At 34.6% G+C, this 12,723-nt stretch carries 15 protein-coding genes; 3 read left to right on the forward strand and 12 right to left on the reverse strand.

What is annotated here, in order from left to right:
* Positions 1 to 64: 64 nt before the first annotated feature.
* From ilvN to ilvD, 3 genes are all read right to left on the reverse strand, one after another.
* Positions 65 to 586: an acetolactate synthase small subunit gene (gene ilvN / locus NSU17_RS00080; RefSeq protein ID WP_340434355.1), complete on the reverse strand. Its 522-nt coding sequence runs from the start codon at positions 584 to 586 to the stop codon at positions 65 to 67.
* Entirely contained in the window at positions 583 to 2,340 is a 1,758-nt protein-coding gene (ilvB, locus tag NSU17_RS00085) for a biosynthetic-type acetolactate synthase large subunit (RefSeq protein ID WP_096551082.1), read from the reverse strand. The genes ilvN and ilvB overlap by 4 nt, the downstream gene beginning before the upstream one ends.
* A gap of 422 nt (positions 2,341 to 2,762) precedes the next feature.
* Complete coding sequence (gene ilvD / locus NSU17_RS00090) at positions 2,763 to 4,433, reverse strand: dihydroxy-acid dehydratase (protein ID WP_340703947.1); 1,671 nt, start codon at positions 4,431 to 4,433, stop codon at positions 2,763 to 2,765.
* An 851-nt stretch (positions 4,434 to 5,284) separates the two neighbouring features.
* Here ilvD and NSU17_RS00095 point away from each other — a divergent pair.
* A complete protein-coding gene (locus tag NSU17_RS00095) occupies positions 5,285 to 5,542 on the forward strand; it encodes a GlsB/YeaQ/YmgE family stress response membrane protein (RefSeq protein ID WP_016838061.1) in 258 nt (85 codons plus the stop codon).
* A 66-nt stretch (positions 5,543 to 5,608) separates the two neighbouring features.
* Here the strand turns inward: NSU17_RS00095 and NSU17_RS00100 are convergent, their stop codons facing one another.
* Positions 5,609 to 6,316 carry a lytic transglycosylase domain-containing protein gene (locus NSU17_RS00100; protein ID WP_016838060.1) on the reverse strand — a complete coding sequence of 236 codons (708 nt, stop codon included), beginning with the start codon at positions 6,314 to 6,316 and terminating at the stop codon, positions 5,609 to 5,611.
* Positions 6,317 to 6,574: 258 nt separating this feature from the next.
* Between NSU17_RS00100 and NSU17_RS00105 the strand changes: the two genes are divergently transcribed.
* Entirely contained in the window at positions 6,575 to 7,681 is a 1,107-nt protein-coding gene (locus tag NSU17_RS00105) for a methionine biosynthesis PLP-dependent protein (protein ID WP_340703948.1), read from the forward strand.
* Between the two features lie 128 nt (positions 7,682 to 7,809).
* Here NSU17_RS00105 and NSU17_RS00110 read toward each other — a convergent pair whose 3' ends face one another.
* The 4 genes from NSU17_RS00110 to NSU17_RS00125 all read right to left on the reverse strand — a co-directional run bounded on the left by NSU17_RS00110 (position 7,810) and on the right by NSU17_RS00125 (position 9,240).
* Positions 7,810 to 8,445, reverse strand: coding sequence for an SCO family protein (locus NSU17_RS00110; RefSeq protein ID WP_340703949.1), 636 nt, complete (start codon positions 8,443 to 8,445; stop codon positions 7,810 to 7,812).
* Between the two features lie 113 nt (positions 8,446 to 8,558).
* Positions 8,559 to 8,711, reverse strand: coding sequence for a YvrJ family protein (locus tag NSU17_RS00115; RefSeq protein ID WP_016838057.1), 153 nt, complete (start codon positions 8,709 to 8,711; stop codon positions 8,559 to 8,561).
* A gap of 79 nt (positions 8,712 to 8,790) precedes the next feature.
* Positions 8,791 to 9,003, reverse strand: a complete 213-nt coding sequence (locus tag NSU17_RS00120; protein WP_340703950.1) for a DUF2922 domain-containing protein — start codon at positions 9,001 to 9,003, stop codon at positions 8,791 to 8,793.
* Positions 9,004 to 9,021: 18 nt separating this feature from the next.
* Positions 9,022 to 9,240 (reverse strand): DUF1659 domain-containing protein, encoded by a 219-nt coding sequence (locus NSU17_RS00125; protein ID WP_340703951.1) that lies wholly within the window; start codon positions 9,238 to 9,240, stop codon positions 9,022 to 9,024.
* A gap of 133 nt (positions 9,241 to 9,373) precedes the next feature.
* On the opposite strand from NSU17_RS00125, the gene NSU17_RS00130 reads away from it, so the two are divergent.
* Entirely contained in the window at positions 9,374 to 9,796 is a 423-nt protein-coding gene (locus NSU17_RS00130; RefSeq protein ID WP_040764545.1) for a DUF2621 domain-containing protein, read from the forward strand.
* Between the two features lie 377 nt (positions 9,797 to 10,173).
* On the opposite strand, the gene NSU17_RS00135 is transcribed toward NSU17_RS00130, so the two are convergent.
* The 4 genes from NSU17_RS00135 to NSU17_RS00150 all read right to left on the reverse strand — a co-directional run bounded on the left by NSU17_RS00135 (position 10,174) and on the right by NSU17_RS00150 (position 12,663).
* Positions 10,174 to 10,665, reverse strand: coding sequence for a CcdC family protein (locus NSU17_RS00135; protein ID WP_340434902.1), 492 nt, complete (start codon positions 10,663 to 10,665; stop codon positions 10,174 to 10,176).
* Positions 10,666 to 10,757: 92 nt separating this feature from the next.
* Positions 10,758 to 11,129, reverse strand: a complete 372-nt coding sequence (locus NSU17_RS00140; protein WP_016838052.1) for a response regulator — start codon at positions 11,127 to 11,129, stop codon at positions 10,758 to 10,760.
* A gap of 29 nt (positions 11,130 to 11,158) precedes the next feature.
* Positions 11,159 to 11,875 carry a cytochrome c biogenesis CcdA family protein gene (locus NSU17_RS00145; protein WP_340434904.1) on the reverse strand — a complete coding sequence of 239 codons (717 nt, stop codon included), beginning with the start codon at positions 11,873 to 11,875 and terminating at the stop codon, positions 11,159 to 11,161.
* Between the two features lie 155 nt (positions 11,876 to 12,030).
* Positions 12,031 to 12,663: a hypothetical protein gene (locus NSU17_RS00150; RefSeq protein ID WP_340434906.1), complete on the reverse strand. Its 633-nt coding sequence runs from the start codon at positions 12,661 to 12,663 to the stop codon at positions 12,031 to 12,033.
* Positions 12,664 to 12,723 lie beyond the last annotated feature (60 nt).

Below are 12,723 nucleotides of genomic sequence, written 5' to 3' on the forward strand. Positions count from 1 at the left end.
TCAATGTCAAAGATAGTTCTGAAAACTAACTTTGCATTGTGACGTTAAGACCACTTTATTCGCTTTATTTTAAAAGTGAAAGGGTTGGTTGATCATAGAAGTTTTGTTGTACTTCTCGTACTGTAGCAGTAACACCTGTTCGAGTTAATTCTTTGATGCCATATGGTCGAACAAGTTCGATAAAAGCATCGATTTTATCCGGATGTCCAATCACTTGATATGTGACTACATTTTTAGAGGTATCCACAATTTGAGGTCGAAATGGCTCAACAATTGCATTCATTTCCAGCCTTAAATTCGGCGGTGAAACAACTTTTATAAGTGCCAGTTCGCGTAGAACGATCGCTTTGTCAGTAATGTCATTCACCTTTAAAACATCGATTTGTTTAGATAATTGTTTAATGAGCTGTTCCAGTTTGACATCATCTTCAATATTAACTACTAGCGTCATTTTTGAGATATTTGGCTGTTCTGTATGACCAACTGTAATGGATTCAATATTGAATTGTCTTTTCATTAATAATCCTGTTACGCGGTTCAATACGCCGCTTTGATTAATAACATTTACAGTAATTACTCGTTTCAAATTCTTTTCACCCCTACCATTTCATGAAGCGCCTTACCCGATGGCACCATTGGATATACATTTTCTAATTGCTTTACTCGGCAATCAACAACCACCGGTTCATCGGAATTTATCGCTTCAGTTAAGATTTTTTCAGCTTCATCCATATTTCTAATGCAATATCCTTTTAGTCCATAGGCTTCAGCTAGTTTTACAAAATCTGGTTGAACTGGCATTAAACTTTGCGAGTAGCGGCTTTCATAGAATAATTCTTGCCATTGACGCACCATGCCGAGCGCTGCATTGTTAATGATGATTACCTTTACTGGTAGGTTGAATTCTTTTAATAGTGCAAGTTCTTGGGCTGTCATTTGGAAACCGGCATCTCCAACGATGGAGATTACTTTTTTATCCGGTTTGGCAAATTGGGCTCCGATTGCGGCTGGGAAACCGAATCCCATCGTTCCTAGGCCACCAGATGTCACCCATTGATGACTATGATTTTGAAGATAGTATTGAGCAGCCCACATTTGGTGTTGCCCTACATCAGTTGTAACAATAGCATCACCGTTAGTGATGGCGTGAATCATCTCGATTACTTGCTGTGGTAACATTTCTTTTTCATCTTCCACATACCAATATGGATACTCTGTTCTCATATTGTTTAAATAATCAATCCAACCTGCCGTATCTGGCGCTTTAAAATCATTTTTCAATAAAGATTTCAATGCTTCTTTAGCATCAGCAACAATTGGAATGTCTGTACGAATGTTTTTGCCAATTTCAGCTGGATCGATATCGATATGAATGATTTTTGCTTTCGGAGCAAATCGTGATGTATCACCTGTTAATCGATCATCAAATCGAGCACCGATATTAATAATTAAATCTGACTCCGTGATAGCATTGTTAGCTACGACTGCACCGTGCATTCCACCCATACCATAATTTAGCTCATGATTGCCCGGAATACTTCCTAATCCAAGTAACGTAGTAACCACTGGAAGTTTGTATTTTTCGACAAATTCTACGAGTTCTTCACTAGCGTTCGCAAATAGTACCCCAGCTCCAACAAGAACAACCGGTTTTTTTGCTTCACTGATTGCTTGAATAGCTTTCTGAATTTGCAAATAATTCGGTTTATAAGTTGGCTGATAGCCTGGCAAGTAAACTTCATCTGGTACATTCGCTTTTGATTCATCAAAAATTGCGTTTGAAATATTTTTTGGCAAGTCGATGAGCACTGGCCCTTTTCTACCTGTATTTGCAATATGAAAAGCTTCTTTTACAATTCGTGGAATGTCGTTTACATCTTGGACTTGATAATTATGTTTTGTAATTGGTGTTGTAATTCCAATAATATCAGCTTCTTGGAATGCATCAGAACCAATTACATTTGTTGCCACTTGCCCTGTAAAAATGACTAATGGAATGGAATCAATCATCGCATCAGTGATTCCTGTTACTAAATTCGTTGCACCTGGACCGCTTGTTGCGATGACAACCCCTGGTTTATTTAAAACACGCGCATATCCTTCTGCTGCGTGGATTGCTCCTTGTTCATGACGAGTTAAAATGTGTCGTATCGGATTTTTATACATTGCATCATATAAATGTAAAACTGCACCACCTGGATAGCCAAAGACGATATCAACACCTTGCTCTTGCAATGCTTGAATTAAAATTTCTGCACCATTTTTGGGTTTGTTCTCAATTTTTTGCATTTCTGCTGGTGTGGCATCAATTTTTGCGTTTGTTGACGCATTCGCAGTCATTGTTTATACATCCTCCTTCTAAATCTCTAAAATAAAAAAGCCTTTTTCTCCAACGCAAAAGAAGACCTTTTGCGAAGGGATGAAAAAGACTTTTCATGGTACCACCCTTTTTCGTAGCGAAATCGCTACCTCTGCGAATAGCTGTAACATCCCATCTCATTGAAGAAATAAATCTTCAACGGCAACTTAGATGGGAAAGCTATTCATTGGTAACGGTGCACGAAATAGTGCCCGGAGCTATCTAATTGCATTACGCGTTTAATAGCTCACTCCGAGGGGATGTCGGATATAGTTGTATCATCGGCTTCCACCAACACCGACTCTCTGGTAGATACAATGCTCTATATCCTTTAACCTCATCATTGAGTTAAACAGTTATTTGCATATTTTTAATGTTCCTATTCATCTTAATTTTAAGAAAATTATATTTTCATAATGCCGCCTTTAGAAGCGTTTGTCACAAGTTTTGAATATCTTGCTAACCATCCGGTTTTGATTTTTGGTTCGAATGGTTTTAGTTGATTGCGACGATTTTCTAATTCTTCATCTGAAACTTTTAAGTTGATTGTGCGGTTTGGTAAATCGATTTCGATTATATCACCATTTTTAACTAAAGCAATAGGGCCATCTTCAGCTGCTTCAGGTGAAATATGCCCAATGGAGATGCCACGTGATGCACCACTAAATCGTCCATCTGTAATGAGAGCAACCTTCGTTCCAAGCCCTCTACCGACTATAGCAGAAGTTGGGGCAAGCATCTCAGGCATACCAGGACCACCTTTCGGTCCTTCATAGCGAATCACTACTACGTGTCCTTCCCTTACCTTTCCTTCATCAATTGCAGCTAAAGCTTCTTCTTGAGAATCGAAAACAATCGCTTCGCCAGTAAACACTTTTATAGATGGATCAACAGCACCTACTTTAATGACAGAACCTTCAGGTGCAAGGTTTCCATAAAGAATTGATAAACCGCCAACTGGACTATATGGGTTATCTTTCGTTCGAATTACATCGGTATTTGTAATTTCATAGCCTTGAACAAGTTCACCTATTGTTTTACCTGCAACTGTAGGACGATCTGGATGAATGCATCCAGGGATTTTTGTTAATTCGTTTATGATGGCACTTACTCCACCAGCCTTATTAATGTCATCCATCGAAATATCAGATGCTGGCATGATTTTTGCAATATATGGAACACGTTCAGCAATTTTATTAATGTCTTCTAAGTTATAATCAATTCCCGCTTCATTAGCGATGGCTAACGTATGTAATACCGTATTTGTAGAACCGCCCATAGCCATGTCTAAAGCAAAAGCATCGTCAATTGCTTCTTTTGTAATGATGTCGCGAGGACGAATATCTTCTTCAATCATGCGAATTAAATGTCTTGCTGCTTCACGAATTAGTTCTTTTCTTTGTTCACTCGTAGCAACGATTGTACCGTTGCCTGGAAGAGTAACTCCGAGCATTTCCATTAAACAGTTCATAGAATTTGCCGTAAACATTCCTGAACAAGATCCGCAAGTTGGGCAAGCATTCATTTCAATATCTTTAAATTCTTCTTCAGTCATTTGACCTGACTTATACGCACCTACTCCTTCAAATACTGAAGATAATGACAGTTGTTTTCCTGTAGAACTTCTTCCCGCTTCCATTGGTCCACCGGAAACAAATATTGAAGGAACGTTTGTGCGTACTGCAGCCATTAACATTCCAGGCGTGATTTTGTCACAGTTTGGAATGAAAAAGACGCCATCAAACCAGTGAGCATTTATCACTGTTTCAGCAGAATCAGCAATGAGTTCACGGCTTGGCAAAGAGTAACGCATTCCGATGTGACCCATCGCAATTCCATCATCAACACCGATTGTGTTGAATTCAAATGGAATTCCTCCTGCTTCAATGATTGCTTCTTTAACTTCTTCAGCAAATTCTCGTAAGTGTACGTGACCAGGTATAATATCGATGTAAGAGTTACAAACACCGATAAATGGTTTACCTAAGTCTTTTGGTTTTACTTTTCCCGTAGCATAAAGCAAGCTACGGTGAGGAGCACGATCAACTCCTACTTTAATCATATCACTTCTCATACTTTCAAACGCCCCTCACAAATACTAATATTTCCAATGTAGCGATAACGGGTAATAATAATTTCTCCGACTGATGGTTATAATATTTTTTCAAGTTCTTTTGAAAAAGTGTCGGTGAAATTGTTGTCATAATAGTACATAAATGACCCTTTCGTCAACCGTATTTTTTAAATTTTTTATAAAATTTTAAAAATTCAATTTTATTGCAAACGTTTTCTTTCTACGTTTTGTTGGAATTATTCTTATACTTTCAATTTTTTTCTGAATTTAATAAAAATAAATTTTTTTCAGATTCAACTATTATTATTGGAATAATAAACGATTTCATTTTGAGAAATTCGTGAAAAAGCGTTGTAAATAGAACTTTCTCAATGAAAACAAAAAGACCCGACCAATAAGTTAACTTATTGGTCAGGTTCAAATAATCAAAATCAATATTTTAATGTTTTTGCTCCTGTGGTCGTCACATCCAACTATCCCTCATCATGAAAGCGTTAGCAACAGCCGAAAGGGAGCTGCCTCAAAATGACTTTTCAGACTACTTCCTTTTCTATTAACCTATTGGAACAATCGCAAAATCGATTGCTAAATTGAAAAATATGATTGTGTGAATGATTGCAAACATAATCCCCTGTCGATCTAAATTTCTTGTCATATTCATATAGATCTCCCCCATCCCCGTTAATTTTGTCTTCTTTGTGAAAATTATATGACATTTTTCATCATTTTGCAAAATATTTAGAAAAATTTATTTTTCGTTATTTCATTTAGACTAGTTTGTTTGCATATCTCAAAAGCATTTGAGCACACTAACATAATGAAGATGCATCATAAAAGGAGTGGAATTATTCATGAATTTTATTTGGTATTTAGTTATTGGTGGAGTAATTGGATGGCTAGCTGGGGTTATTGTCGGCAAAGATATCCCTGGTGGTATTATCGGAAATATTGTAGCCGGCATTGTTGGATCATGGATCGGTAGTGCATTTTTAGGAAACTGGGGCTGGGAAGTTTCAAACTTTTATGTATTTCCAGCTTTGATTGGATCCGTTGTATTAGTATTTATTGTAAGTCTAATCATGAAAGGGTTTAGAAAAGCGACGGATTAAAATACTGATTCACTTGTAAAATGATCATCCAATACAGGGATGATCATTTTACTATGGACCACTTTTTTAGCTTGAATTACTATTTGTGGCTGTTATCACTTCTTTTTCTAAAAGAGGACTAACACGCTCATATTGCTCATAATAATATAAAATTTTCTTCACATAATCATTGCTATGGTTATAATGATAAATCGCTTTTTCCATTTTCCCTTCCCTTACCCCGGCTTGAGATAAAAAATTGGCAGCACTAAATATTGCATCTTCAATATCAAATGGATCTGCCACCCCATCCCCGTTTGCATCAACTCCATAGCCGCCATATTTTTCTATGACTTTCGGATCGGTTTTTTCTGATTCCGGAATATTTCCCTTCCCAAGTCCATCACAAGTTGGATGACTCCATCCTACAAATGTACATGGCATAAATTGCATATGGCCTTCTGCTCCTACGGGTGAAATTAATGTGTTCATTGTTGAAAATCTCGTTTCAACTCGATGATGTGCAGCAAGTAATGTCCAAGGAACATTATATTGTTCACCAGCTTTCATATAAATTGGTATATATTCTGCTGGAATTTTTAAATCAAAGTCCTCTTGTATTTTTTCAATTTCAGTTGTTTCATTAGAATTAAATAAAGATAGTGATTTTAAATCTTCCCAAGCTAAATATGCAATGGAATATATGATTATAGATGCAGGAATGAGTAATATAATGAGGAATAGCTTCATTCCGGGGCTTATTAATGATCTTTTCTTTTTCTTCTTTTTCGACATAATTTCCCCCTAAATCATAATGTTGTTTTTTCTCCCCTAAATAATGATTATATCCTAAAAATATAATAAAAATTAATTTTAAAAAACCATTAAAGTTTGATGAAAGTTAGAAAACAAATTTATAAATATTTAATTAATTCTATTAAATAACTAAGAAAAATCATGTTAATTTCTGAAACTATTGTTTTTAAAATTAGACCATGTTAAATTGTTAGATAACTAAAATTATTTAGTATTTTCAAGGAAAGAGTGACAGACATGACGAAAAATTCAATCGAAACAAAATTAGTTCAATTAGGAAATCAAAGCGACCCTAGAACTGGAGCTGTAAATCCCCCAATCTATCTATCTACAGCATACAAACACACCGGGATTGGAGAATCAACAGGTTATGATTATATTCGCACAAAAAATCCAACTCGGGAAATTTTGGAAAATGGAATTGCAGAATTGGAAGGTGGAGATGCAGGATTTGCCTGTAGTTCCGGAATGGCCGCTATCCAATTAATTCTTTCAATATTTAAACCTGGTGATGAAATTATTTTGCCGGAAGATGTGTATGGAGGCACTTATCGTTTATTGAAATCATATAACGAGTTGTATAATATTCGACCTGTTTATTTTTCTAATGCGGAACAAGTAGAAGAGTTGATTAATGAAAAAACAAAAGCCATTTTCCTTGAAACTCCTACAAATCCACTAATGATTGAATTTGATTTAGATTACTTCAATCAAATTTGTAAAAAACATAATTTAATGTTTATTGTTGATAATACGTTCTACTCGCCTTATTTTCAACGCCCAATAGAACATGGTGCCGATATAGTAATGCATAGTGGTACAAAATATATTGCTGGACATAATGATACATTAGCTGGTCTTGTTGTTTCAAAAGGAAAAGAGTTAAGCGAAAAATTAGCATATAATCAAAATAGTATGGGTCTTGTACTTTCTCCTTTTGATAGTTGGTTAGTAATACGTGGATTAAAAACACTGCATCTACGAATGAAACAACATGATGAAAACGCAAAAAGAGTCGTTAAATATTTGAAAGAAGAACCTTTAGTAACGGATGTGTTATATACAGGTAAAGGCGGAATGCTTTCATTTAAATTACAAAATGCGGATTTAGTAAATCCTTTTTTAAAAAAAATGAAGCTGATTACTTTTGCTGAGAGTTTAGGCGGTCCAGAAAGCTTTATTACTTATCCCGCTACTCAAACACATGCGGACATTCCTTATGAAGAGCGTGTTGCTCGAGGAGTTGATGATTGTTTGCTACGTTTTTCAGTAGGTTTAGAAAATGCAGAAGATATTATTGCAGATTTAAAACAAGTATTTAATCAATTAAGAGAAGAACAATAAATTTTTACTCAACAAAAAACCGAACTATTCAATTCTTGAAAAAAATGATGCGAAATAGTTCGGTTTTCTATTATCTGATTTGTGAGTAAGAATAATTTTTCAAGAGCTTTTTAATCGTTTAATTTTAATTAGTTCTTTTTCATGTTGTTAATTAGTGTCTCCATGTCGATTGCTATTTCATCATATGGGACAGCTTGACCGGAATTTTCCTCTTCTGAATAACCCGTATATAATTTTACAGCTACACCATTTTCGTCAACCAAATAAAAAGAGGAACCATGGATTACTTGATCGCCGTCTTCAGGCATTTTTACTAGAGTTTTAAACGATTTTAATGCAAATTGCTCGATGAATTTTTGATCATAACCAGTTAGTAAATGCCATTTTGATTCATCGGGTACAGTAAAGAATTTTAAATACTTCGAAAGCACTTCAGGAGTGTCTCTTGCTGGATCTACTGAAAACCCAACGATTTTATAGTCCTCTAATCCTTTTTCTTTTAATTTTTCTTGTACGATTGACATATTTAACGTCATTGGCTGACAAATCGTGTTACAATTTGTAAAAATAAACATAGCAATCCAAGGTTGCCCCTTTAAGCTGTCTAATGTAACTGTTTCTCCTCGATGGTCAATCATCTTAAAATCTTCAATTTGGTACTCGATTGTTGGTTTAAAATTATAATTGCTACAAGCACTTAACACTATACTAACAAACAACATGATAGAAATAATAATAAAATTCCTTTTTTTTATAATTTTCACAAAGCCTCAACTCCCTTGGAATACTATGTTTATCATATAGGAAAGTAGTATAATAGTAAAAGCTTTTCCGCTTGAAAGGTTTTTAACAAATTTGTGAAATATTTTTCACTTTTCTATCGTTCAAATACTTTTTCCCCATTGATGTTTTTCAATGATACGAGAACAGAATAAATGGCTTCAAGCTTAGCTTCGATTCGATGTAACAAATAAAAAGAAATGATAATAGGAAAACCAAGTTCTTGAATTAATGTGATCCATTGTTCCATCTATATAATCCCCTTTTCTAATATGTTGATTAGAAAAATCGACAAAATCCAGTAAGGACTTTGCCGATTTTCATGAAAATTAAAGAATTTCTGTAATCGTTTTATCAATCAGTCGTGCTTGTTTAACGCCCGCAAGTGGTGCGCCATCCAAATGAAAAACATCTTGATTAATTATCATTTGCATAGCATTGGATACATCTATTGAAGTTAAATTTGGTTTTGGATCGTTCAATGAGAGGGTTAAAATCTTTCCGTTAGCTGCCTCAAATTTCATTTCAAGCACTGTTGTCATGACATGTTACCTCCTTCATTATAAATCGATTTTTTCTGTTGTAGACAAAGTTGCATGAACGACTGGATAATTGGATAGTTGAATGAATGATTGTACAACAGCTGCTAATTGTTCTGCTGTCACATTCGAGCGCACATTTTTGTAAGATCTAGAAGAGTAGACAACATCACCATATTCATCAATCCCCGTCTCATAAACGATTTTTAATGTTGCATTTTCAAACGTTAAGTTTGCCATTACTTATCCCCCCTTTCACTTATCCATATATCGAATTCAAAAAAAAATAGAGACAACCTTAATGAAAAAATTTTTTACCTTGTTATAATGTTTTAGAGAGGAAAAAGAGGTGAACAAATTGGAAGGTTGGTTAATGTGGTTTCTCGTTTTTTGGAGTTTTGTAATGGTTGTATTAATGGCCATTGGCGGGTTTTTTATGTTCCGAAAGTTTTTGAAATCTTTGCCAAAAAAGGATGGAAAATCAGATTTAGATTGGCAAGATTACTATATCAAGAAGACTCTGCATTTATGGAATGACGAATCAAAGCAATTGTTAAATGAACTTGTTAGTCCAGTTCCCGAATTATTTAGACAGCAAGCTAAGGAGTCGATTGCTGGAAAAATTGGCGAACTTGCATTAAAAGAGCATGCCAAAACCATTACGCAAGAATTAATTATTCGAGGCTATATTATTGCAACTCCGAAAAGAGATCACAAGTTTTTGCGAAAAAAATTAGCTGAAATGAATATTGATGTAACGCCTTATGAAAAATATTTTGCGGAAAGCAAAAAATGATGGATATTTAATACCTTTATCATAGGTACAAGCCATCATTAAACTTTGAACAAATAATGAAGTAAAAAAATGTGCCTGCAACTAAAAAAGGGGGCGTATCAAAGTCATTTTGAGACGCCTCCTTTGCGGCTGTCGCACACGCTTAGCCGCAGATAAATTGCGGCTGTCGCTATCGCTTTCGCCGCAGATGAATTGCGGCTGCAGCACACGCTTTCGCCGCAGATGAATTGCGACGAGGAGGCGCGTTTGATGTGGCCACCGCAGAAGCAAAGTTTTCAAGAGAATATTACTATAAGAAGTAAGGCTGTTCAGAAAGATTCGACTTTCTGAACAGCCCCTTTTCAGCCTTCTAGTTTACAGGGTCCCTTTCCTATTACTTAATTTACTATGTTTGATTTTTCAATTTTCTTATACTGAATGAACATGGCAATGCGCCATGGCCAGAGCATGGCAAAGGCAAGTATCCAAAACATGCCCGCTAATTCTCCAGGATCAAAAGAATCGGTTAATACAATTTTTCCAGCAATTCGTATCAATAACAAGCTTACCAAAATGATAAAAAATGCTTTGGAGCGTTTCATATAAATTTCATTGTTACGAATTTCAAATTTGGAAGTTGAAATTAAAACAATAGAAAAAATAATTCCTACTATAACAGCTTCCAATATTTGAAGAGGTGGTACACGGAACTCCTCGAATATAAACATTAATGCACCCGTAGACATAGCAATGGGCGGTATAAGGATTTTTTTTGCATTAACCGGTTTCTTTTGCGAACGCAATCTCATCATCATGATGAAAGTCCCCATAAATATTGCCATTAACGTACTCGCAATAATAATATAGCGAGAAGGTATTGCTTCTAACATATAATCCCTCCTCGAAGAAATTACAACTTCAACACATTTGCTTAAAAAAACTGCCTGTTAACAGGCAGTACCTTCATAATAATACCACATTATTATAATTCATATGTATCTAAGACTTTATTAACAATCATTTTTAATTGTGCTGCATCGAATGGTTTGGTAATAAAATCTTTTACCCCTATTTCAAGGGCTTCAACAATCAAGCGTTGTTGTCCTAATGCGGTAACCATAATAATATTAGCGTTTGGAAAGTTACTTAGAATTTCTCTAGATGCTTCAATACCAGACATGATGGGCATCGTCACATCCATTGTCACTAAGTCCGGTTGATGGAGGTGAAATAGTTTTACGGCTTCTTCACCGTTAGTGGCCTCTCCTACTACATCAAAACCCCATTCAACAAATAGTTTTCTTACTGTTGTTCTCATAAATAATGCGTCATCCACAATTAATACAGAAGGCATTGACAAATCTCCTTTATTTCATCAGCATTCTAGAAACCAGTGAAACCGTCAAATATAGGCAATAAAATTCTAATAATGATATTCATGCCATCGAAAAATAATAATATTCCAACAGCGATCATTACGTAGCCACCGATTTTTACAATTTTATTGCTATATTTTTGTAGCCAACCAATTCTTGAAATGAAGAATGATAGAATAAAAAACGGAATTGAAAAACCTAAAACATAAGCAATCATATACCCCATTGCCGAATTTGGATTTGTCATAGCAAGAGCAAAAATTGCTGCCAAAATCGGTCCTGTACATGGTGTCCATCCTGCAGCAAAGGCAAGGCCAATCAATGATGAACCTAAGTAGCCTGAAGGTCTAATTTTAAATTGTATTTTTCGATCTTTCATTAAAAAGTCGATATTTAGCCATCCAACGATCATTAGTCCGAAAAGAACAATTAATATAGCACCAATTTGGCGTATTAAATCTTGATAATTAATAAAAAAGTTTTCAATTGATAATAATCTTGCACCAAAACCTAGAACGACGAAAATAATTGAAAATCCTAGTAAGAAAAAGAGCGTATGAAGAATTGCTCTTTTTTGCAACATGCCTTTATCATTTTTAATTTCATCATAACTCATACCTGTTATGTACGATAAAAATGCGGGATATAACGGCAATGTGCATGGAGATATGAAGCTTAAAAATCCTGCACCAAAGGCAAATAATATATTAATATTTGTTGCCATCTTTATCTCTCCTTAGCAATTGATGTTTCTATCATATCAAATGTTGCTTAAAAAGTACTAATTTAAAAATTGAAAAATTATTAACAAATAATAACACATGATGTTGATGCATCGTTAATGATGATTATAAATAATATATGCTGAAAAAATTTTGTTTATTTATTATTATAAGAATAATTAACATCGCTTCCAAATCTTAAATTCCATTGGGGTTCAAAACGATCGATGATCCAATTTTTCAATCGCTTCATTTCATTTAAATCAGTTAACGAACATATTTGAAAATAAATAGTAGAATCTCTTATATGTTCAGCAATATTGGCATTAATATGACAATGAGTTGCGGTGCCATCTCGAAAGCACGATTTAGGAGAGATATTTCCAATATGTTGATTAAATCTTAATTTAAATGTATTGTTACAAATCCCTGCAAAAACTAGTTCATCATTCTTAATCACTAAATAAACACCTTTTTTACTTAGCAAAGAATCGTTGCCTTTAACAATAAATTGACAATAAGTTAAATCTCCATATTTATTTAAAAATTCTTTGTAAAAGGGGTCATGATTTTTTTTCATCTGATAAATAGCGATTCCAGCCGGAACATCTAAAAGTTCAGTATATTCCTTGATAACCTTTTCTTTTAAATGTTCGTATCGTCTATGTTGAAGTAGTTCACGAATTGTTTTTTTGTCAAACAAACGAAATTGTTCCTGAATGCCGGTTTCAATCAGTTCAATTCGAATGCGATGAAAAGGATATTCTCGATCCCCAACTTTTATGAACATGAACCAATCCCCTCCAAATAGCTAAAAAACAAAAAAATCGAAATATTCCCAATCTAAGCT

The sequence above is a fragment of the Ureibacillus sp. FSL K6-2830 genome (assembly GCF_038004145.1).
GTDB lineage: Bacteria > Bacillota > Bacilli > Bacillales_A > Planococcaceae > Ureibacillus > Ureibacillus thermosphaericus.

Excerpts from the sequence above, each read along its gene's own strand:
- ilvB (WP_096551082.1), bottom strand. The coding sequence starts at position 2,340 with ATGACTGCGAATGCGTCAACAAACGCAAAAATTGATGCCACACCAGCA.
- ilvD (WP_340703947.1), bottom strand. The coding sequence starts at position 4,433 with ATGAGAAGTGATATGATTAAAGTAGGAGTTGATCGTGCTCCTCACCGT.
- NSU17_RS00095 (WP_016838061.1), top strand. The coding sequence starts at position 5,285 with ATGAATTTTATTTGGTATTTAGTTATTGGTGGAGTAATTGGATGGCTA.
- NSU17_RS00100 (WP_016838060.1), bottom strand. The coding sequence starts at position 6,316 with ATGTCGAAAAAGAAGAAAAAGAAAAGATCATTAATAAGCCCCGGAATG.
- NSU17_RS00105 (WP_340703948.1), top strand. The coding sequence starts at position 6,575 with ATGACGAAAAATTCAATCGAAACAAAATTAGTTCAATTAGGAAATCAA.
- NSU17_RS00115 (WP_016838057.1), bottom strand. The coding sequence starts at position 8,711 with ATGGAACAATGGATCACATTAATTCAAGAACTTGGTTTTCCTATTATC.
- NSU17_RS00120 (WP_340703950.1), bottom strand. The coding sequence starts at position 9,003 with ATGACAACAGTGCTTGAAATGAAATTTGAGGCAGCTAACGGAAAGATT.
- NSU17_RS00125 (WP_340703951.1), bottom strand. The coding sequence starts at position 9,240 with ATGGCAAACTTAACGTTTGAAAATGCAACATTAAAAATCGTTTATGAG.
- NSU17_RS00130 (WP_040764545.1), top strand. The coding sequence starts at position 9,374 with ATGTGGTTTCTCGTTTTTTGGAGTTTTGTAATGGTTGTATTAATGGCC.
- NSU17_RS00135 (WP_340434902.1), bottom strand. The coding sequence starts at position 10,665 with ATGTTAGAAGCAATACCTTCTCGCTATATTATTATTGCGAGTACGTTA.
- NSU17_RS00140 (WP_016838052.1), bottom strand. The coding sequence starts at position 11,129 with ATGCCTTCTGTATTAATTGTGGATGACGCATTATTTATGAGAACAACA.
- NSU17_RS00145 (WP_340434904.1), bottom strand. The coding sequence starts at position 11,875 with ATGGCAACAAATATTAATATATTATTTGCCTTTGGTGCAGGATTTTTA.
- NSU17_RS00150 (WP_340434906.1), bottom strand. The coding sequence starts at position 12,663 with ATGTTCATAAAAGTTGGGGATCGAGAATATCCTTTTCATCGCATTCGA.